Source organism: Sinorhizobium numidicum (assembly GCF_029892045.1).
GTDB lineage: Bacteria > Pseudomonadota > Alphaproteobacteria > Rhizobiales > Rhizobiaceae > Sinorhizobium > Sinorhizobium numidicum.
On the sequence record NZ_CP120369.1, the window covers coordinates 128,466 to 145,182 of the forward strand.

Genomic DNA, 16,717 nt, shown 5'->3' on the forward strand with positions numbered 1-16,717 from the left:
ATAAAAATGCAAATCTATCTATATAGATCGTGAAGACAGGGGGAGATTGCTAAGCATGCTGGATGCACGCGCTTCAGGGGACAGAAGTTCGGCCAGTTCCGGTGCTGCCGCAGAGCGTTGGACACTCGGCGATGCAAAAAAAATCTATAATCTGCCGTTTAACGATCTTCTCTTCCGCGCCCAGTCCGTCCATCGCACGCATTTTGATCCAAACGCCGTACAGATGAGTCGGCTCCTGTCGATCAAGACCGGCGGCTGCGCGGAGGATTGCGGCTATTGCAGCCAGTCGGCGCATTACCCGACCGGGGTCAAGGCTTCGAAGCTGATGGAGGTCGAGCGGGTCGTTGCGGGGGCACGGAGGGCCAGGGAGGGCGGTGCGACGCGCTACTGCATGGGGGCCGCCTGGCGCAGCCCGAAGGAGCGCGACATGGAGACGATCGTCGCCATGGTTGAGCGCGTCAAGGCGCTTGGCATGGAGACCTGCATGACCCTCGGCATGCTCACGCCGGCGCAGTCGGAGCGGCTGGCGAATGCCGGTCTCGACTACTACAACCACAATCTCGATACGTCCGAGCGCTTCTACAGCGAGGTCATCACCACACGGACCTTCGCCGACCGGCTGGAGACGCTCGCCAATGTGCGCGAGGCGGGGATCAAGGTCTGCGCCGGCGGCATCCTGGGGATGGGGGAGACGGTCGACGACCGTATCGCAATGCTGGTGACGCTCGCCAATCTTCCGGCCGCTCCGGAAAGCGTGCCGATCAACATGCTGATCCCCATCCCCGGATCGAAGCTCGCCGACCAGCCGCCGGTCGATCCGATCGATTTCATCCGCACTATCGCGCTCGCCCGTCTTCTGATGCCGCAATCGCATGTCCGTCTCTCGGCCGGGCGCACGGAGATGAGCGACGAGATGCAGGCGCTCTGTTTCTTTGCCGGCGCCAATTCCATCTTCGTCGGCGAGACGCTGTTGACGGCTGGCAACCCCGGCGAGGACCATGATGCGGCGCTGTTCCGCCGCCTCGGGTTGAAGGCGATGGAACTGCATCTGGCCGAACCGGAGCCGGCCGAATGACGCTGCGCGCTCTCGTCTGTTACGAGAGGACGCTGGCGGGGCTCGAGCGCAAGGGACGGCGCCGGGCGCTTGCGGCCCTGCAAGGCGTCGATTTCACCTCGAACGACTATCTGGCGCTCGCCGATTCGCCGCGCCTCAAGGCTGCCATTGCCACGGCGATCGACTATGGCGTGCCGGTCGGCGCCGGCGGTTCGCGGCTGTTGCGCGGCAACCATCCGGAGCATGAGGCACTGGAGGCGGAGGCGGCCGAGTTCTTCGGCACGAGCCGAACGCTCTTTTTCGGCAGCGGTTATACGGCCAATGTGGCGCTTTTCTCGACCCTGCCGCAGCGCGACGACATCATCGTCCACGACGAGCTGATTCATGCGAGCGCCCATGAGGGCATTGCGGCTAGCAAGGCGCCGAGGGTAGCGGTGCGGCACAACGATGCGGATGCCTTTGCCGACGCGATTCGCAGGTGGCGCGACGCCGGCGGAACGGGGCATCCGTGGATTGCCGTCGAAAGTCTTTATTCGATGGACGGCGACCGGGCGCCGCTTGCCGAACTCGCGGCGCTCGCGGACCGGCACGACGGCTTTCTGGTGATCGACGAGGCGCATGCGACCGGCGTCTTCGGCCCCGGCGGCCGCGGGTTTTCAGCTTCGCTGGAAGACCGGGAAAATATCGTCGTACTGCATACCTGCGGCAAGGCACTCGGGGTTTCGGGCGCGTTGCTGGGGGCGAATGCGATCCTTTGTGACTACCTCGTCAACCGCGCCCGCGGCTTCATCTATTCGACTGCGCCATCGCCACTGACTGCCGCCGCCGTTCGCGAGGCATTGAGGATTCTCGCGGATGAGCCGCAGCGCCGAGCGGCTTTCGATGAGCTCAGAATATTCGCCAATGAGGCACTTGCCGTAATGCTCGGTGTAAAGGGCAGCGGATCGCAGATCCTGCCGGTTATGATCGGTGACAATGCCAGGGCGGTGAGGATCGCGGCGCGCCTGCGCGCCGAAGGCTTCGATATCCGCGCCATCCGCCCGCCGACGGTGCCTGAACGTACGGCGCGGCTCCGGATCGCGATAACGCTGAATGTCGATAGGTCGGCGATCGCTGACATGCTGGAGAGACTGAAGATCGCGATGGCGGAGGAGCAGCCATGACGCTTCGCCTTTTGATCACCGGCACCGATACGGACATCGGCAAGACAGTCTTTGCCGCAGCACTCACCGATGCGCTTTCCGGGTACTATTGGAAGCCGGTGCAGTCCGGACTCGAGGACGCAACAGACAGCGAAACCGCGCGGCAGCTCGGGCAAATAGCGCCCGACCGCATTCTGCCGGAGGCCTACAGACTTACGACACCCGCCTCGCCGCATCTCTCTGCCAAGCTCGACGGCGTCACGATCTTGGCCGACGATCTTTCACCGCCTGAGACCGACGCGCCGCTCGTCATCGAAGGCGCCGGCGGGCTCATGGTGCCGCTGACGGACCAGACGATCTTTGCCGATGTCTTCGCGCGCTGGCGGATTCCCGTTGTCCTCTGCGCCCGCACCGGGCTCGGGACGATCAATCACACGCTGCTATCGCTCGAAGCGCTGCGGGCTCGTTCGATCCCGGTCCTCGGCGTTGCCTTCATCGGCGACGAGCAGGCTGACACTCAAGCCATTATTGCCGTCCTCGGGCAGGTCCGCGTGCTCGGTCGGTTGCCGCGGCTCGAGCCGCTGACGCCGGATGCTCTGCGGCAAGCTTTTCGCGCGAATTTCGATATCGACCGGTTCCGCGAGGCCGCAGTATGAGAACCTCGCCCGTCTGGCATCCCTTTACCCAGCATGCGCTCGAAGCCCCGATGAAACGGGTCGTCGGCACCGAGGGCGCCTACCTCATCGATGAGGATGGCGCGCCGATCCTCGATGCAATCTCGTCCTGGTGGGTGATCACCCATGGCCATCGGCACCCGGCCATCATGGAAGCGATCCGTCGCGCCTCGGAGAGCTATGACCAGATCATCTTCGCCGAATATACCCACGCGCCGGCGGAGGAGCTAGCCGACGGGCTGATCGGGATTGCGCCCACTGGCCTCAAGCATGTCTTCTATTCCGACAGCGGCTCGACTGCGGTGGAGGTGGCGCTGAAAATGGCGCTTGGCTTCTTCCACAATATCGGTGCCCCGCGCAGCCGCATCTGCGTGATTGAGCACGGCTACCATGGCGACACCATCGGCACGATGTCGGCCGGCGAGCGCGGCGTCTTCAATGCGGCCTATGAGCCGCTTCTCTTCGCCGTCGACCGGTTGCCGTTTCCCGAAGCCGGCCGCGAGCAGGAGACGCTCGATGCCTTCGAGGCATCTTGCGCGTCCGGCCAGGTGGCGGCACTGCTCGTGGAACCGCTGGTGCTCGGCGCCGGCGGAATGAAGATCTATCCGCCCGCCGTCCTTGCCGAACTGAAGCGGATCGCCGAGCGGCACGGCAGCCTCTTGATCGCCGACGAGGTGATGACCGGCTGGGGCCGAACGGGTAGACTCTTCGCCTGCGAGCAGGCTGGGGTTGCGCCCGATATCCTCTGTACCTCGAAGGGGCTCACAGGCGGCGCGCTGCCGCTGGCGGCGACCCTTTGCGCGGCTGCAATCTTCGAGGCGCATCTTTCGACCGACCGCCGCAGGACGTTCTTTCATTCGAGCTCCTATACGGCCAACCCGATCGCCTGCGCGGCCGCCCTTGCCAATCTCGAAATCTGGAAGACGGAGCCGGTAAGGGTGCGCATCGAGGCGCTTGCGGCGAAGCAGAAGACCCACCTGCGGCGCTTCGAAGGCGACCCGCGCTTCTGCAACATTCGCCAGGCCGGCACCGTTTCCGCGCTCGATCTCGCCGTGCCAGTCGGCGGCTATCTTTCGGAGGTCGGGCCGCGGCTTCGGGGCTTCTTTCGCGAGCGCAAGCTCCTCATCCGGCCGCTCGGCAATGTCATCTATCTGATGCCGCCCTATTGCGTCTCGGATGCAGATCTCGACCGGGCGTATGACGCGATCGACGAGGCGGCGTCGGCCTTCGCGGCGGGGTGGCTATGAGCAGCGTCCGGTCATCCCGCCTTGCCGGCTTCGGCCATTACGTGCCGGCGCGGCGCGTCGAAAATGCCGAGATCGAAACGAGGCTCGACCTTGAGCCGGGCTGGATCGAGCGGCGGACGGGCATCCGTGCGCGGCGCTGGGTGGAAACGGGAGATACGCTGAGCGGACTTGCGGCAAAAGCGGGGGAGGCGGCGCTTCAGGACTCGGGCATCTCACGGGGTGACATCGCCTTGACGCTGCTTGCGACCTCGACGCCCGATCACCTGCTGCCGCCATCCGCGCCGCTGCTCGCCCATCGGCTCGGGCTTGCCAATTCCGGTGCAATCGACCTTGCCGGCGCCTGCTCGGGCTTTCTTTACGCGCTGACGCTTGCCGATGGTTTCGTCCGCGCGCAGGGGAGAGCGGTCCTTGTCGTTGCGGCCAATATCCTCAGCCGCCGGATCAATCTGGCGGAAAGCGCGAGCGCCGTGCTCTTCGCCGATGCGGCCGGCGCCGTCGTCGTCGCGCCTTGCGACGTTCAGGGCAAGGGGCTCATCGGCGTCGATCTTTCATCGGACGGGAGCGGCTACGACCTGATCACGATTCAAGCCGGCGGCAGCAGCCGTCCCTTTGCGCCAGGCATGGCAGCGGAGGATGTCCTGATGACCATGCGCGACGGGCGGGAAGTTTTCGTCCGGGCCGTGGAAATGATGACGGTTTGCGCAAAGCGCGCGCTCGCCAATGCCGGTCTTGGCGCCGGGGACGTCAGCCGCTTTGTGCCGCATCAGGCGAATGTCCGGATCTTCGATGCGGTTTGCGACAATCTCGGCATCGATCCGTCAAAGACCGTGCGCACCATCGAGGAGCACGGCAATTCGTCGGCAGCGACGATCCCGCTCTCGCTGTCGCTTGCGCACAAAGCCAGGTCCTTCGTGCCTGGGGAGAAGCTGTTGTTGGCGGCGGCCGGCGCGGGGATGACCGGAGGGGCTGTGCTCCTCAGCATTTAGGGGATTCGGAACCTCGCCGGCTATATGAGGCGAGAGGAGGAAACGAGGTGAGACATGGCAATGGCATGTTGTGGGTCGACTGTTCGAATCTCTTAAGGCGGCAGAATGCTGCTATCGATCGGTAACCTCCACCTGGTGCCTGACAGTCTGGCATACGAGTGCCTTCCGGTCTGGCAGACTTTCCTCTAATAAAGGCACGACGAAAGTAACGGTGAGGGAACATGAGAAAGCTTGTCGCAGGCAAACTGCATGGTATCTACGTGACTGAGGCAAACCTCAACTATCACGGATCAATTACGCTGGACCCGGACCATTGCGAGGAAGCTGGTATCCTGCCCATGGAGTTTGTCGAGATCTGGAACAGGAATTCCGGCGCCCGAATCTCAACATACGTCATTCTTGGTGAACGCGGGTCGCGGTGCTGCGTTCTCAACGGAGCCGCAGCGCGCACCTGCCAGCCCGGTGACCAGATCATCATTTGCAACTCGGTCTATCTCGACGAAAGCCGGATTACGTCGTTGAAGCCGAAGGTGCTCACGTTCGACGAAAGCAATCATATACGCGATCGCCTGAGCTATTCAGTTGACATCAATCCGGAGGGAAAATACACGTTCGATATCCTCGATGAGGCAAACACCGTGTTGCCTGTACCGGTGTTGGTGTGTGGTACATAACAGCTCACTAAGCGCCGACGCCCCCGCGCGCTTGCGCCTTAAATGAAGCAAGATTGGACGCTTCGTCGGAGAGTTGGGGATCGCGGAAATCTCAGACGGCCGAGCTTTGCCCAAGATTGCGGGCGTCTCTGTAGATAGGAGAGCTTTGTTGACTCGGTCTTTCGCTCGGTCGAAAACAGCCTTCCGCTTCCAGAGGGGATCATCTGATGGCTGAAGAGAAGAGTACAGACCCAATTGCCGGGATTGTCGAGACGGTCGCCACGGAAAAGACACCGGAGACAAAGAAGCAGATTGCTGTCGAACCTGTCCCAGCCGCATACAAAAGATGCTTGGGTGAGAAAAAACTAGCTCAACAGGATCGCAGTCCGGCTTGCTCAAGATGGGAAGACTATGAAATCACCGTGGAAATTTGTTGCCCAATTGATGTCCCGGCGACCATCGGCGGAAGCGCAAGAGAGTTCAATCAGGAATGACACCGGGGCTCTCGAGAGCGAAGTGGAGCATACGTCCGCACTTCCGCCCAGTTCGACGCTCGCTGCCAGCCCACCTGAGGACGTCTCGGTTGATCAAGGGTCGGTCGCCTCGGATAAGGCGGAAGGCGATGGCGCACAGGCATTAACACCGCCGACCGATGCTGAAGAGGCTCAAACAACTGCGCGTCATGAAGGCGACCATTCGGGTGCCGAAGCGAATTCGTTGGTTCCGAAAAGGGCGGCAAGCACAAAGTCGCAAGGCAAACCGTGGATCAAGCGTGGAGAAGGTGGCAAGAGAGCCAACGCCCACGTGGCTACGCAGAGCGTTGTCGCCCAAAAGCATCATCAAGGCTTGCGATCCTCGTCGTCACGAGACTTGTTTTTCCATGAAATGGCAACGCTCGACGAAGAAATCAAAATGCTGAGGGCCCAACTCGCTGAAAAGCTTCATCTGCAGAACGTTCAGCTTATGAAGATGCTTGAGCGATTCGACGTTTCATGAACTCGGCGGCGCTCCACACTTGCGTCGTCTTTACTTGGCGGCGAAGCCCTCGCCGGCACTCAATTGAATGAGTGCGAGAGCCTGCTGAGCAGGCAGCCATCAATCGGCTCAGTCTGTATTCGCCGCTGCGCGCGCGGCGCCTCAGGACAGCCCAGCGACAATACTCAAGCCCAGGTCGTCGCGAATCCCTGCTTGATAAGCGTTGATCAGTTTTGCGGCGAGCGCTTCAGCTTCTTCAGACTTGCGTGACAAAGCGCGCCTTTGCAGCTCGTCTTGGAAGGCCTTTCCGATCATGTCCAACTCGTCAGGCCCAATTGGATCGAAACTCAAGGTTTGAGCTGAATTCATCATTTCCCCTCGCTCCGCCATCCGATGCGACGGAAGACCCTTTGTGCCTCTGCGTTTCAGTCTGAATTGAACGGGTGCAGCTTCGCTGGAGAACTATCGAAATTGAGCCGTCCTCACGGCCGAACCATCCGTATCGGTCCACTGCAGTGCCGCAATGGCGGAGCCGAATAGTAGAGCAGGTATAGCCAGAGCTCCCATGAACCTGAGCATTTGGAGCCGACGTGTGCGCTTTCCATCCCAGTCGTAAGCCATTGCTACGCCCTTGCTACTCGGAAACAGTACCCCAGGATAGAACCAGAGAACGACTTTCCGGTCGAGTCTATTTTCAAGTATTACTTTTAAGGGAATTCCGTACCCGGCATTTATATTGCGCGTCCAACGGGCGTCGGTAGAAGATGACAAGTAGAGCTGGCCAGGCATTGAAGCATGACGACCGCATTGGCCGCCGTGACGGCGGGCGTGATTTCTGAAAGGTGGTGCCGGGTGGCATCATACTGCGATACCGGTCGCCCTCGCAGACATCGGCGTGAGCTACCCTTTCCTGGAGTCGCATGCCGATCATGCAATAGCCCGCAAGCAGATGGCCCAGGGGTCCGGCATGATCGCCTTCGGCCTTTATGCGGGATTCGATGGTGCACGAACAATGCTGGACCGCTTGAAGCTGCTGACACGCGCGGTGAGCTTGGGCGACACGGACAGCCTGATCTGTCATCTGGCAAGCATCACTCGAGCGCGGCGAACGATCCGAAAAAAGACGCCCACTTGGTCTCGGGCGTTGGGGAAGACCTTTTCCGGCATTCGGTGGGCCTGGAGGACGTAAACGACCTAGTTGCCGACCTGCGCCAACCCCTTCGTGGTACAGCTGCTACTCAATGCCGTCGCGCTGTTCATAGACTGCCAACCGGACGACGTTTTTGGCATGGATGCAGCGGGACTGCTCCACTCCATCACTCTCTCCCTCCTTGCCTCAAAGCATCCGGTCGCGCTTACGCCGAGGTGGATGCGAGCCTTTCTGCCCCATCACTTGCCGAGGCCGCGCGTCAATTCCAGGCAGCACTCGGTCAATTCGACCGCACCGTAGTCCTCGCCTTCGACGAGATTGACTATGTCACACCGCGTGACGGCGGCGGCGAGCGATGGCGGGCCGGGTTCGTCGAGTTCTGGCGCAACGTTCGGGCGGCCTACCATGCGGCCGCTCGCGATGAGCGACGAGCGTCGCTGTTAGTCAGCGGCGTCTCCAGTCGCTAGGTTCGCTGTGGGGTCGGTCTATGGGCCGAAAATGCAGCGTTAGCATCCATCCCGGAGGAGTACCTCAGTCTTGTGCAGCGAGGCGCTGCCAATGCAATGATCAAGAACATTGGCGCGCTGGCAGGACTCCGCTTCGAGGAGCCAGCGCTAGAAGCGATATCATCTTTCTGCTCAGACATGCCGTTCTGGATCAGGAAGGCCTGCTCCTCAATACATGGAAAAATCGAGACGGCTATCAGACCGGTTACGCTCCAAGAGCCTGCCGTCTCCGGGATGCTTGAGGCATATGGTCGGGACGAGGGGCGGCCCTCGCCAAGGTCGTACTGTAACATCTCTTCCGCGTTTATCCCGAGCTCCGGCCACCTTCACTCACGCTGCTTGTCGAAGACTCAGAACTCCCCAGTGGCGTAAAGCGCACACTGAACCGCTACGGCGTTGCTGATGCTGCGGGCAAGGTCTCCGGACAATGATGCGTATGGCCCTGACATGGTAGCCGAAGAGCTGCCGTTAGTGGACGCTGGTTTGGTCGATCGGAGGCTCGTCCGCTTGTGAACGAGTGGCGGAAGAGCTTGCAGGTATCTGCTATCGCCGCAACACGATGGAACGCGCACTTCGTTCGCCCGTCATCAACTTGCGAATGTCGGCGCTGACAACGAAAAATAGCGTTTCCGCAAAGTCATCTCTACTATCTGCCATTTCGCAAAAGTACCAGCCTGCTCGCATTTGGGGGCACAAGACTGTCGGCCGAATCATCTGATCGCCCGTCCGCTTGCGTTGCTCAGTCGTTGAAAACGGCTTAGCGGGAAACGACCCCTTCCTGCCCAATCCTGTTGCGCAACCCGACTGGCGGCTTTCAGGAAACGGAGCGGCACCGGATAGAGCGCGGAACCCGACTCGGGCAAACTTTGCCTGAAACCGGGCCGCGCGGATCGTTCGGTTTGAAACGGGCAACGGTGGCGTTATCGTTGAGAGATGCTCTCAGGGGAGGGAACTTACGAGCGGGAGAAACTGGCGGCCACCCAACCGCCACCATAACGTCAACGTCTCGCAAAAAAGACTTCCGCGCGAAACGGTCCAATTTCATTCCTCCCGGAATGCCCGACTGATTTGGTCGGACAGCGGCTTCACAAGATAAGAAAGAGCCGTTCGCTCACCCGTCTGGACCATCGCTTCGGCCGGCATGCCGGGCACGAGCGTCAGGTCCTTGAGCTTGGTCAGTTCCGCATGCGGAACCGACAGGCGCACCAGGTAGTAGGAAATGCCGGCTCTTTCGTCCGTCGCCAGATCGGCAGCGACCCGGCTGACATATCCGTTCAATTCCGGCGTGGCTCTCAGATTGAAGGCTGACATCCTTATGATCGCAACGTTGCCGCTCTGATGGGTGTGTGTTTCAAACCATGCCCGAGAATTTCTGGTGCTCGTGAATGCATGCGAATGCCGCTTTTGCACTTCTTCTCGGAACGGAGCAGGGCGGTATTGTTTTTCTGTGGTGAGCATCGAAGAACGCCGCGATGCAAGCGCGCCTCCTCACACACCTCGCATAACTTCAAAAAAGACGTAATCCTGCGGCATCCACGCATGATCGCGCAACTCAGGGGCCGCCAAAAACAGCAGCGCCATTCCTGCCGTCTGCACGTCCATAGCTCTCCTCGCTCGCTCTCTTTGACGAGCCAAAGACGGGGTTGCTTAGGAAAAAAAGTTCCACGCCGGCAAAGCGCCCCTCGGATAACACCATGCCGCGGAGCGCGGCGATCCTGCTAGACTTCATCCGTGAAAAAGGAAGCCGGACGGGGCAATCGAAACCAATCTCTCTAAAATTTGGCGTTCAACCAGCCGCGCCCGCGCACCGCCCATACTGGAAACGAAAGTTCCCCCTCCCAATATATGAAAATCATCGCAACGTTCCTTTAAAAGTGGAGGTTCAAGTGGCTCTTCGCTTTTCGGACATGGGGATTGGCGACGAAGAAATAAAGATGCTTCGAAGGGTGCATTTCTATGCATGCGGAGCAAATGATCTGGAGCCCGACAGCGACGGGGGCACAGAATTGGGCAGAATGCTCTTTCACTTGTATCAGCAGGGAGTTCGAAGCGAACTGGCTTTGATGCAAATGCTAACGAAGGGGAGTCTCGCGATGGATGAGTGAGCAACTAGGCGGCCTACCGCTCAGCAGGTTCGCTCTGCCGCAAAGGGCAGGGTGAACGAGGGCAATCTCGCGTCCGTGCTCGTGCTTTGGTCAAATACGGCGACCGGTTCGGCATGGATCGGCCGCACCGGCTCGCTCAGTATTTCGCACAGCTCATGCATGAGAGCGGCGACTTCCGCTACGATCGCGAGACCTGGGGGCCAACGCCGTCACAGCAGCGCCATGACACTTAACCGCTGGGCCGACGAAGGCGACGCTGAGACCAGTACGAAGAAAGTCAACGGAGGTAAGAACGGCCTGTCCGATCGGTTAGACCGGCTGGCACACATCTCGCTCTCCTCGGGTACCGCGCCGACAACGTGGTCCAGTTCCAGGCCGATCAGCGGCTTGACGTAGACGGCGATATCGCGCCGAAAACGCGGGCTGCCATGCAAGGCGTCACGGCCGGAGGTTAAACGGCGCCTGTAACCGAGGAGAAGCGGTTTCGGTTCCTGTGACGCCTGCCAGCCTTGATGCGCCGTGGTGGAAGCCGAACGAGGTGCTTGGTCCCAGTACGATCGGCGGCGTGGTTTCGCTATCACGGCGGTCGGCGGCCTTCGCTGGCAAAACCTCCTCCTGATCCTCGCCGCGTTCGGCGCGCTACGCCTCGGCTCCACGGGATCAGGTTGCGTACACTCATGGCTGTCCTCCTTTCTTCGGTTTCTTTTGCTCCAATTTTCGGCGCAGCTGGGTCCTTCGCCCATTCGGCAACAGGCGAGGATCGAGCGGCTGAGGGACGGCATCAGGCGGCTTTATCGCCTTCGAGCTGCTTCGAAGCCGGTTTCGTCATCTCGGTTTCGATGGCGATCCGACGCGGCTTCATCTCCTCGGGTATTTCCTTCTTCAGGTTGATGACGAGTAGCCCGGTTTGGAGCTTGGCGCCCTCGACGACCACATGATCGGCGAGTTCAAATCTCCGCACAAACGGTCTAAGTGGGAGTTTTTGATGGAGGTACTGTACCTCTTCTTCCTCCGATTTCGCGCCGTTGACCCCGAGCATGTTCGCGCCTCGTGGGTGATCGTCAGTTCGTCCGCGGCAAACCCCGCCACCGCGATGGCGATGCGGTAAGCATCTTCGCCAAGTTTGACGATGTTATAGGGCGGCCAGTCGTCAGCGTTGAGGGAGCGCGGTTCACTCCGCCTGAAAAATTAGTCTTGAAACATTATCCATCTCGAAAATGCTCTAACGAGCAGCCCTGATCAGCCTCTCAGCAAGTCCTGTCTTTCGAGCGATAATCTCTGATCCTTCATAGGAAAGATGGCCGCTGTCCCGGTAGAGGAATTTGCCATCGATCTCGGTTCTGCATTTTGTGTCGTCGCAGAGAAAGTCGTGGTAAGAGACAACCTCTACGTCAGCTTTCACGGCCACCTGGTTCAAGAGCTCGAGAGTGCGGGATCGCATCCGGCGGTAGTCGATGACATAGATTTTGCAATCACTGTGCCGCCCGAGCATAAGACTTCCCCTCACCTTTCGCTCAAGGCAATCTCCGATATCGAAGCCTGCGACTGGCGGGGGAGCAACTACGACCACTCGCCTGCCTAAAGCGCGAACCGCCTCGACGAGAGACTTGATACCCTCAACGGCTCCATCTACCGAAGTTTCAACTTCCGTGAATGTACCGTCACGCCTCTTAAGCAGCATGAAGTCTTTGGAGTCAGGGGCGTCAAATGGGCTCGAAATGACAACGGTCCTTATCTCCGGCCGATTTTTCAGGATACCCAAAACACTGTCATTGAAGCGGATACAGTCCTCGCCGAAGGAGGGAGACGCTGCGCGCTTGGAGACGGCAGCAACGCCGATGGCGGGGAAGCACGCGCTCATTGTGAGCTGAGCCAGGCCGGCCTCTCCGACCGTTTTGGCCAAGCCGGGAACCAGTGCCATGGCAAATGAATCGCCCCAGACCAGCAATTCGGGCCTGTCCGTCGTCTGGCAGGCCTCCGGAATTTCCTGAGGAGGCGATCCAGATGTGAAATCACATGCACTTCCCAGGCCGTAATTGATCCGTCGGCTCTCGGAAAAGCCAACCCTACTTTCGGCTGCGCCAATGTCGACTGACGGTGCGAAGCCGAGAAGAACCGTCGCCGCAACGAGTCCTGAGGCCATCCGTCCACGAGATGCGACGAATCCCTGCCGGAACGGCCTTTCCACGAAACGGTGAAGAACTGAGCTCGCTACAACTGAGAAGGCAACTGCCGCATAGATCGCAAGCGCAGGAGGCTCTTCCAGCCAAGCAGCCCTTACATATACAAGCACCGGCCAATGAACCAGATAAAGCGAGTAGGAGATATCCCCGATCCTTGCCATGCTTCGAACCGCCACATTATCCCTGCTGGGCGACAGCAGGAGGATCACGGTTGCCAAGCAGACCAAAGCGGCATCCACGATCGGGTTCTGCGAACCAGAAGGTCCAATGGGAATAAGGAGGACAAGGACGAGCGCCGGGAGGCGAGCCCGCCTGAGTCCAGAGAACGATGTTGCCGGTGAATGTGAGCGCCCCGAGGATCTGACTTCGGAAGTCCCGCAGGCCTACATCTGAAAGGAAGAAGGGTGCAGCGATCGTCGTGAGCGCAATGACCACATAGGCCGCGGGCAACAGACGCTTCGCACGACGATAATAGAATTCATAAAAGCTGAACCGTGACTGCTCAAGCCGGGTCGCGATGTGGCCGGTGATCAGAAAGCCCGAAATTACGAAGAAAATATCAACGCCGAGATAACCAAACGGCGCGAGTTGGGTATGATAAAGGACAACCAGTAGGACAGCTGGACCCCGCAAGGCCTGGACATCGGCTCGAAAGTCTCGCGGCATAGACGACCTGATGAAATTCCCGGTTTAATTGGATGAACTGAGGCGTTAGGCACGTTGGTCAGCCGTAGGTATCCGCAGCAACGATGTGAAACTGGTGCTTTCTAGAATCATTCGCTGGATTGATTTCGGCCGATCTGCTGCACTCGCCCATAATTAAGAAAATCGCCGGCAGCAGGTGTAGGCGTACTTGCTTTTCGTCTAATGGAGCATGGACGGCTAATTCGCAAAGTCGATTGTTTGGATGCCATACATCCACGCTATGGATCGCTTGCACACGCCTTTGGCTCGACGCTTTGACGGAGGCCAAAAACTTACGGACGGCAAGCAGTCGGTAACCTCGCCGATGCCATCAGAGCGCCCGCCACGCGCGTTCGCCATTAGGCTTCTGCATCTGGTGCTTCGGACCGCATTCGCGGGACCAACAATCACCACCACGACTCGCACTATCGGCTTCCGCATGCCGGTTTAAGGCCGCTGGATACCTACCGCTGTCGATACCGGGAACAATACTCCCCAAATGTGCCGTTTGAATCTTCCCCACTTTGCGCTGTGACCAGTCTTCCGGGGGCGCGCCCGGAAGACCGGTAACATGTCATCACCGATACTGCTTCCGATGGTCGGAAGGGGATTTCGGTGATCAAGCTGCGGGAGATGATGATGATCCTGGATCTACGATCGCCAGGCAGGCTGGTATTCGATCGCAAGACGGTGCGACAAGTACATCGAGTGCGGGCTGGAGGCTCCGGTCTATTGGCCCGCAAGCCAAGAGCGACGGTGATCGACCCTTCGCGGCCTTTCTTCGCAGACGCGTGCAGACTATCCCGGCCTGACACGCGCGGCTGCTTTTCCGCGAGATCAAGGATCTCGGCTATTCCGGCGGCTACACGGCGCTGACCGACGTCTTGCGCGACATTCGGCCGCCGAGCGAGCAAGGTTTTGAGGTTCGCTTCGAGACACCGCCGGGCGAGCAGGCGCAAGTCGATTTTGCCCAGTTTCATGTCGTCTTCACCGATGAACCGACGACCCCCAGGATAGTCTGGTTTGTTTTCCATCGTGCTGGGTAACAGCCGCCTCATCTGGACGCGCTTCGTCATGCATCAGAACCTGCCGACCGTGCCCATGTTAGCCGCCGCTGGCATAGCGTTGACCGCCTGTGCGGGGGGCGCCTTGGCCGATCCTTGGAAAGACGAAAGTGGTCACGAGCGCTGGCGTTCGTACCGTTATTATGATGAACCGCAATACGAGCGCAGAGCCAAAGAAGAGTATCGCTGCGGGGGCGCTGCAAGATCGAGCGCAAGTGGACGACGACGAATACAAGGAAGAGATCAAGTGCAAGCGCGGCGCTCCACCTATTTATGGGTATTATCGATACTGGGAAGTCGCCCGTGTGTTGTGTCGCGCGGGTCCTGCTTCGAGCGCCAGCGGAACTGGCCCCTCGAGAGTCTAATCATCCGTACCAGCTACGCGCGAGTCTATTCGAGCTGAGTTGGGCAGCAAAAGCGACGGCGCTGAAACCTCTGACCAGAGGTTTCAGCGGGTACTAAATGCGATCAAACCTTTCGGCAAAAAAGGTGTCGAACCAACTTCGACTGGACTACCTGAAGATCGAAAAGGTGGATTTGGTAGTCGCCGAGGACAGAGGTGCGGCACCGACCTCAACTAACGAACAGAAAGCGGCTCGTCCGCTAAACTCTATAGTCTCCTGGATTGTCATTCCACGCGGCATGTGTCGCCTTGTCAAAAATGGCAATTGCCTGGTCCGGATTCAGCTGGGGCATAGTGCGGGAACTTCGCATCCGTGCTTTTTTTATCTCAATATCAAAAAAAGCGTACTGATTGGCATTCATGAATTGATGGGCTAGCGCGATCGCCCCCCGTTCATCTATGAACCCATCATTGATCTCCTGCTCCAACGTTTTAAGTAACCAATTCCTCGCCTGGAAGGCATACCCAACCGATGCCGCCGGAAGGCGCGAGTCGCCTCCGAATGCGAAGATTTTATGGGAGGGAACAGCATGTATCATTCGGCGCACGAATTCCGACGTGGCGCGTGGGTTTAGCGCCCAAGCCCAACATAAATCGATTGCAACATTCGGGAACTGTTTCGCAACCGCAACAAGTTCGTTCTCGTAAGGGTAGGCAATGTGCATGAGTACAAAATTCGTATTGGGGTGTGCGTGCAAAAGTTCGTGAAGCATTTCAGCACGAGAGACGGTGATTGGAAATCCGCCAAACCCGTTGAGATAGCCAGTATGGAGTTTAAACGGCAATTTGTGCTCGGCAGCCAAGCGCGCGATCAGGTCGATGCACCAGTCACCAAGACAGTTTCTCGTCTCAGCCGCAGTACCGGGCCCGTCACGCCTCCATCTGTCAAGTGCTTCGGCCGCACTCGACTCATCACGGACCTGCCACCGCAGTGTGCGGTGATAAGCGTGCTGGGATTTTATTGCTACGGCCAGGTTGCCGTTGCTCTCGAATATCGTCGAAATCGCTCGCTCCAAGCTCGATAGATCAGAGACGTCCACACCTGTCGTTCTTGCGATTCTCTCAAAATCGGGAGTGCCATCGCAGAACCGGCATAGGTTGATATCGTACAGGAAGAAATCCTGGCCCAAAGCCTCCGAGGGAATGTTCCAGTCCATCGCGTCTATCTGGACATGGTCAAGATTTCCTTGATTACGTAAGAGTGTAAGGCGTTCCCCAGGAGAGCCGCAATATCTCGTTTGGTTATGTTCAAGTGCCAATCCGTCAATTTCTTCAATACCGTAAAGAGCTTTTGCGATCATTTTAACGGCTTCACCGTAACCAGTGTACTGCGCCCGGCTCCAGGCTTCTGCTACACCAGCAAACCGGATCGCAATACTGTCAACACCTTTCGCCAAAAGGCGTCGGAGGCTCTCCGGATCAGCACCCGCTACTGCAAGATCATTGATGATATAGTTATCGAACAGGTTGGCTAATATGTCCGGAGGGTTACGGACATATTCTGACTCAAATTCGGTGTGCTCGTGGGTGCTACACATCTGGAGGGACGTGACATAGTCCGCTAAATCGCGGAACTTCGTGACATCAAACTGCATTTTCTCGTCGCTTCTCGAGTTGTCGCCGCGCCTATGTCAACCGCCGCAGCTCAGCCTGGTATTTGGCGATAGCCTGGTTATTCAGATCGAAGATCGCATATGAAATTTTCTCGCGAACTTCGAACTTGACGGATGTATCGTTCTTCAACGCGCGATGCACAGTAGCCCGGTCAAAACCGGTTTTCTCCACGATTTCGGAGATCGTGCAAAACCTGGTTTTGGGGATATGAACCAGTTTCATTGTGCTGCCTCAAAACGTGTCGGGCGCGACAAACACGTATGTCGCGCCCGAAGCT

The 16,717-nt window shown here is 58.9% G+C and carries 16 protein-coding genes and 4 pseudogenes; 12 read left to right on the forward strand and 8 right to left on the reverse strand.

All coding sequences use genetic code 11. The features are described from left to right. The first annotated feature begins 55 nt into the window (after nucleotides 1–55). From bioB to PYH37_RS29770, 8 genes are all read left to right on the forward strand, one after another. Nucleotides 56–1,075 carry a biotin synthase BioB gene (gene bioB, locus PYH37_RS29735; protein WP_280736372.1) on the forward strand — a complete coding sequence of 340 codons (1,020 nt, stop codon included), beginning with the start codon at nucleotides 56–58 and terminating at the stop codon, nucleotides 1,073–1,075. After that, nucleotides 1,072–2,217: an 8-amino-7-oxononanoate synthase gene (locus PYH37_RS29740; RefSeq protein WP_280736371.1), complete on the forward strand. Its 1,146-nt coding sequence runs from the start codon at nucleotides 1,072–1,074 to the stop codon at nucleotides 2,215–2,217. Before bioB ends, PYH37_RS29740 begins: the two co-directional genes overlap by 4 nt. After that, nucleotides 2,214–2,852, forward strand: coding sequence for a dethiobiotin synthase (bioD, locus tag PYH37_RS29745; RefSeq protein ID WP_280736370.1), 639 nt, complete (start codon nucleotides 2,214–2,216; stop codon nucleotides 2,850–2,852). The genes PYH37_RS29740 and bioD overlap by 4 nt, the downstream gene beginning before the upstream one ends. Beyond that, nucleotides 2,849–4,117 carry an adenosylmethionine--8-amino-7-oxononanoate transaminase gene (locus PYH37_RS29750; RefSeq protein ID WP_280736368.1) on the forward strand — a complete coding sequence of 423 codons (1,269 nt, stop codon included), beginning with the start codon at nucleotides 2,849–2,851 and terminating at the stop codon, nucleotides 4,115–4,117. Before bioD ends, PYH37_RS29750 begins: the two co-directional genes overlap by 4 nt. After that, complete coding sequence (locus tag PYH37_RS29755; protein WP_280736367.1) at nucleotides 4,114–5,103, forward strand: beta-ketoacyl-ACP synthase III; 990 nt, start codon at nucleotides 4,114–4,116, stop codon at nucleotides 5,101–5,103. Before PYH37_RS29750 ends, PYH37_RS29755 begins: the two co-directional genes overlap by 4 nt. 221 nt (nucleotides 5,104–5,324) lie before the next feature. Further along, nucleotides 5,325–5,777 (forward strand): aspartate 1-decarboxylase, encoded by a 453-nt coding sequence (gene panD / locus PYH37_RS29760; protein WP_280663485.1) that lies wholly within the window; start codon nucleotides 5,325–5,327, stop codon nucleotides 5,775–5,777. 206 nt (nucleotides 5,778–5,983) lie between these two features. Continuing rightward, entirely contained in the window at nucleotides 5,984–6,250 is a 267-nt protein-coding gene (locus PYH37_RS29765) for a hypothetical protein (RefSeq protein WP_280736366.1), read from the forward strand. Continuing rightward, nucleotides 6,168–6,752 (forward strand): hypothetical protein, encoded by a 585-nt coding sequence (locus PYH37_RS29770; protein ID WP_280736365.1) that lies wholly within the window; start codon nucleotides 6,168–6,170, stop codon nucleotides 6,750–6,752. The genes PYH37_RS29765 and PYH37_RS29770 overlap by 83 nt, the downstream gene beginning before the upstream one ends. A 141-nt stretch (nucleotides 6,753–6,893) precedes the next feature. Here PYH37_RS29770 and PYH37_RS29775 read toward each other — a convergent pair whose 3' ends face one another. Beyond that, a complete protein-coding gene (locus PYH37_RS29775; RefSeq protein ID WP_026617575.1) occupies nucleotides 6,894–7,103 on the reverse strand; it encodes a hypothetical protein in 210 nt (69 codons plus the stop codon). Between the two features lie 577 nt (nucleotides 7,104–7,680). On the opposite strand from PYH37_RS29775, the gene PYH37_RS29780 reads away from it, so the two are divergent. Next, nucleotides 7,681–7,920 (forward strand): PLP-dependent transferase, encoded by a 240-nt coding sequence (locus tag PYH37_RS29780; protein WP_280736646.1) that lies wholly within the window; start codon nucleotides 7,681–7,683, stop codon nucleotides 7,918–7,920. A gap of 200 nt (nucleotides 7,921–8,120) precedes the next feature. Here the strand turns inward: PYH37_RS29780 and PYH37_RS29785 are convergent, their stop codons facing one another. Then, nucleotides 8,121–8,288 carry a hypothetical protein gene (locus PYH37_RS29785; protein WP_280736364.1) on the reverse strand — a complete coding sequence of 56 codons (168 nt, stop codon included), beginning with the start codon at nucleotides 8,286–8,288 and terminating at the stop codon, nucleotides 8,121–8,123. A gap of 1,140 nt (nucleotides 8,289–9,428) precedes the next feature. Then, nucleotides 9,429–9,701: pseudogene (locus PYH37_RS29790) on the reverse strand (beta-barrel domain-containing protein); the annotation flags it as partial. Between the two features lie 572 nt (nucleotides 9,702–10,273). Between PYH37_RS29790 and PYH37_RS29800 the strand changes: the two are divergent. Both PYH37_RS29800 and PYH37_RS29805 read left to right on the forward strand, forming a co-directional pair. Further along, nucleotides 10,274–10,492: a hypothetical protein gene (locus tag PYH37_RS29800; RefSeq protein WP_280736645.1), complete on the forward strand. Its 219-nt coding sequence runs from the start codon at nucleotides 10,274–10,276 to the stop codon at nucleotides 10,490–10,492. A gap of 51 nt (nucleotides 10,493–10,543) precedes the next feature. Then, nucleotides 10,544–11,134: pseudogene (locus tag PYH37_RS29805) on the forward strand (glycoside hydrolase family 19 protein); the annotation flags it as partial. Nucleotides 11,135–11,273: 139 nt separating this feature from the next. Here the strand turns inward: PYH37_RS29805 and PYH37_RS29810 are convergent. The 3 genes and pseudogenes from PYH37_RS29810 to PYH37_RS29820 all read right to left on the reverse strand — a co-directional run. Continuing rightward, nucleotides 11,274–11,665: pseudogene (locus PYH37_RS29810) on the reverse strand (Hsp20 family protein); the annotation flags it as partial. A 49-nt stretch (nucleotides 11,666–11,714) separates the two neighbouring features. Continuing rightward, the gene (locus PYH37_RS29815) at nucleotides 11,715–12,950 is read right to left on the reverse strand and encodes an acyltransferase family protein (RefSeq protein ID WP_342394763.1); all 1,236 of its coding nucleotides are present in this window, start codon (nucleotides 12,948–12,950) and stop codon (nucleotides 11,715–11,717) included. Continuing rightward, nucleotides 12,853–13,341 (reverse strand): acyltransferase family protein, encoded by a 489-nt coding sequence (locus PYH37_RS29820; protein ID WP_280736363.1) that lies wholly within the window; start codon nucleotides 13,339–13,341, stop codon nucleotides 12,853–12,855. Before PYH37_RS29820 ends, PYH37_RS29815 begins: the two co-directional genes overlap by 98 nt. Nucleotides 13,342–14,460: 1,119 nt before the next feature. Between PYH37_RS29820 and PYH37_RS29825 the strand changes: the two are divergent. Beyond that, nucleotides 14,461–14,713, forward strand: a pseudogene (locus PYH37_RS29825) (hypothetical protein); the annotation flags it as partial. Nucleotides 14,714–15,026: 313 nt separating this feature from the next. Here the strand turns inward: PYH37_RS29825 and PYH37_RS29830 are convergent. Together PYH37_RS29830 and PYH37_RS29835 are read right to left on the reverse strand one after the other, a co-directional pair. Beyond that, on the reverse strand, nucleotides 15,027–16,421 hold the full coding sequence (locus PYH37_RS29830) for an amidohydrolase family protein (RefSeq protein WP_280736362.1): 1,395 nt from the start codon (nucleotides 16,419–16,421) through the stop codon (nucleotides 15,027–15,029). A gap of 31 nt (nucleotides 16,422–16,452) precedes the next feature. Further along, nucleotides 16,453–16,662, reverse strand: a complete 210-nt coding sequence (locus tag PYH37_RS29835; RefSeq protein ID WP_280736360.1) for a hypothetical protein — start codon at nucleotides 16,660–16,662, stop codon at nucleotides 16,453–16,455. Nucleotides 16,663–16,717: the final 55 nt, after the last annotated feature.

Coding starts and splice junctions, on each gene's coding strand:
- PYH37_RS29750 (WP_280736368.1), top strand. CDS start 2,849: ATGAGAACCTCGCCCGTCTGGCATCCCTTTACCCAGCATGCGCTCGAA.
- PYH37_RS29835 (WP_280736360.1), bottom strand. CDS start 16,662: ATGAAACTGGTTCATATCCCCAAAACCAGGTTTTGCACGATCTCCGAA.
- panD (WP_280663485.1), top strand. CDS start 5,325: ATGAGAAAGCTTGTCGCAGGCAAACTGCATGGTATCTACGTGACTGAG.
- PYH37_RS29830 (WP_280736362.1), bottom strand. CDS start 16,421: ATGCAGTTTGATGTCACGAAGTTCCGCGATTTAGCGGACTATGTCACG.
- PYH37_RS29775 (WP_026617575.1), bottom strand. CDS start 7,103: ATGATGAATTCAGCTCAAACCTTGAGTTTCGATCCAATTGGGCCTGAC.
- PYH37_RS29785 (WP_280736364.1), bottom strand. CDS start 8,288: ATGGTAGGCCGCCCGAACGTTGCGCCAGAACTCGACGAACCCGGCCCG.
- PYH37_RS29780 (WP_280736646.1), top strand. CDS start 7,681: ATGGCCCAGGGGTCCGGCATGATCGCCTTCGGCCTTTATGCGGGATTC.
- bioD (WP_280736370.1), top strand. CDS start 2,214: ATGACGCTTCGCCTTTTGATCACCGGCACCGATACGGACATCGGCAAG.
- PYH37_RS29820 (WP_280736363.1), bottom strand. CDS start 13,341: ATGCCGCGAGACTTTCGAGCCGATGTCCAGGCCTTGCGGGGTCCAGCT.
- PYH37_RS29740 (WP_280736371.1), top strand. CDS start 1,072: ATGACGCTGCGCGCTCTCGTCTGTTACGAGAGGACGCTGGCGGGGCTC.
- bioB (WP_280736372.1), top strand. CDS start 56: ATGCTGGATGCACGCGCTTCAGGGGACAGAAGTTCGGCCAGTTCCGGT.
- PYH37_RS29755 (WP_280736367.1), top strand. CDS start 4,114: ATGAGCAGCGTCCGGTCATCCCGCCTTGCCGGCTTCGGCCATTACGTG.
- PYH37_RS29765 (WP_280736366.1), top strand. CDS start 5,984: ATGGCTGAAGAGAAGAGTACAGACCCAATTGCCGGGATTGTCGAGACG.
- PYH37_RS29770 (WP_280736365.1), top strand. CDS start 6,168: ATGAAATCACCGTGGAAATTTGTTGCCCAATTGATGTCCCGGCGACCA.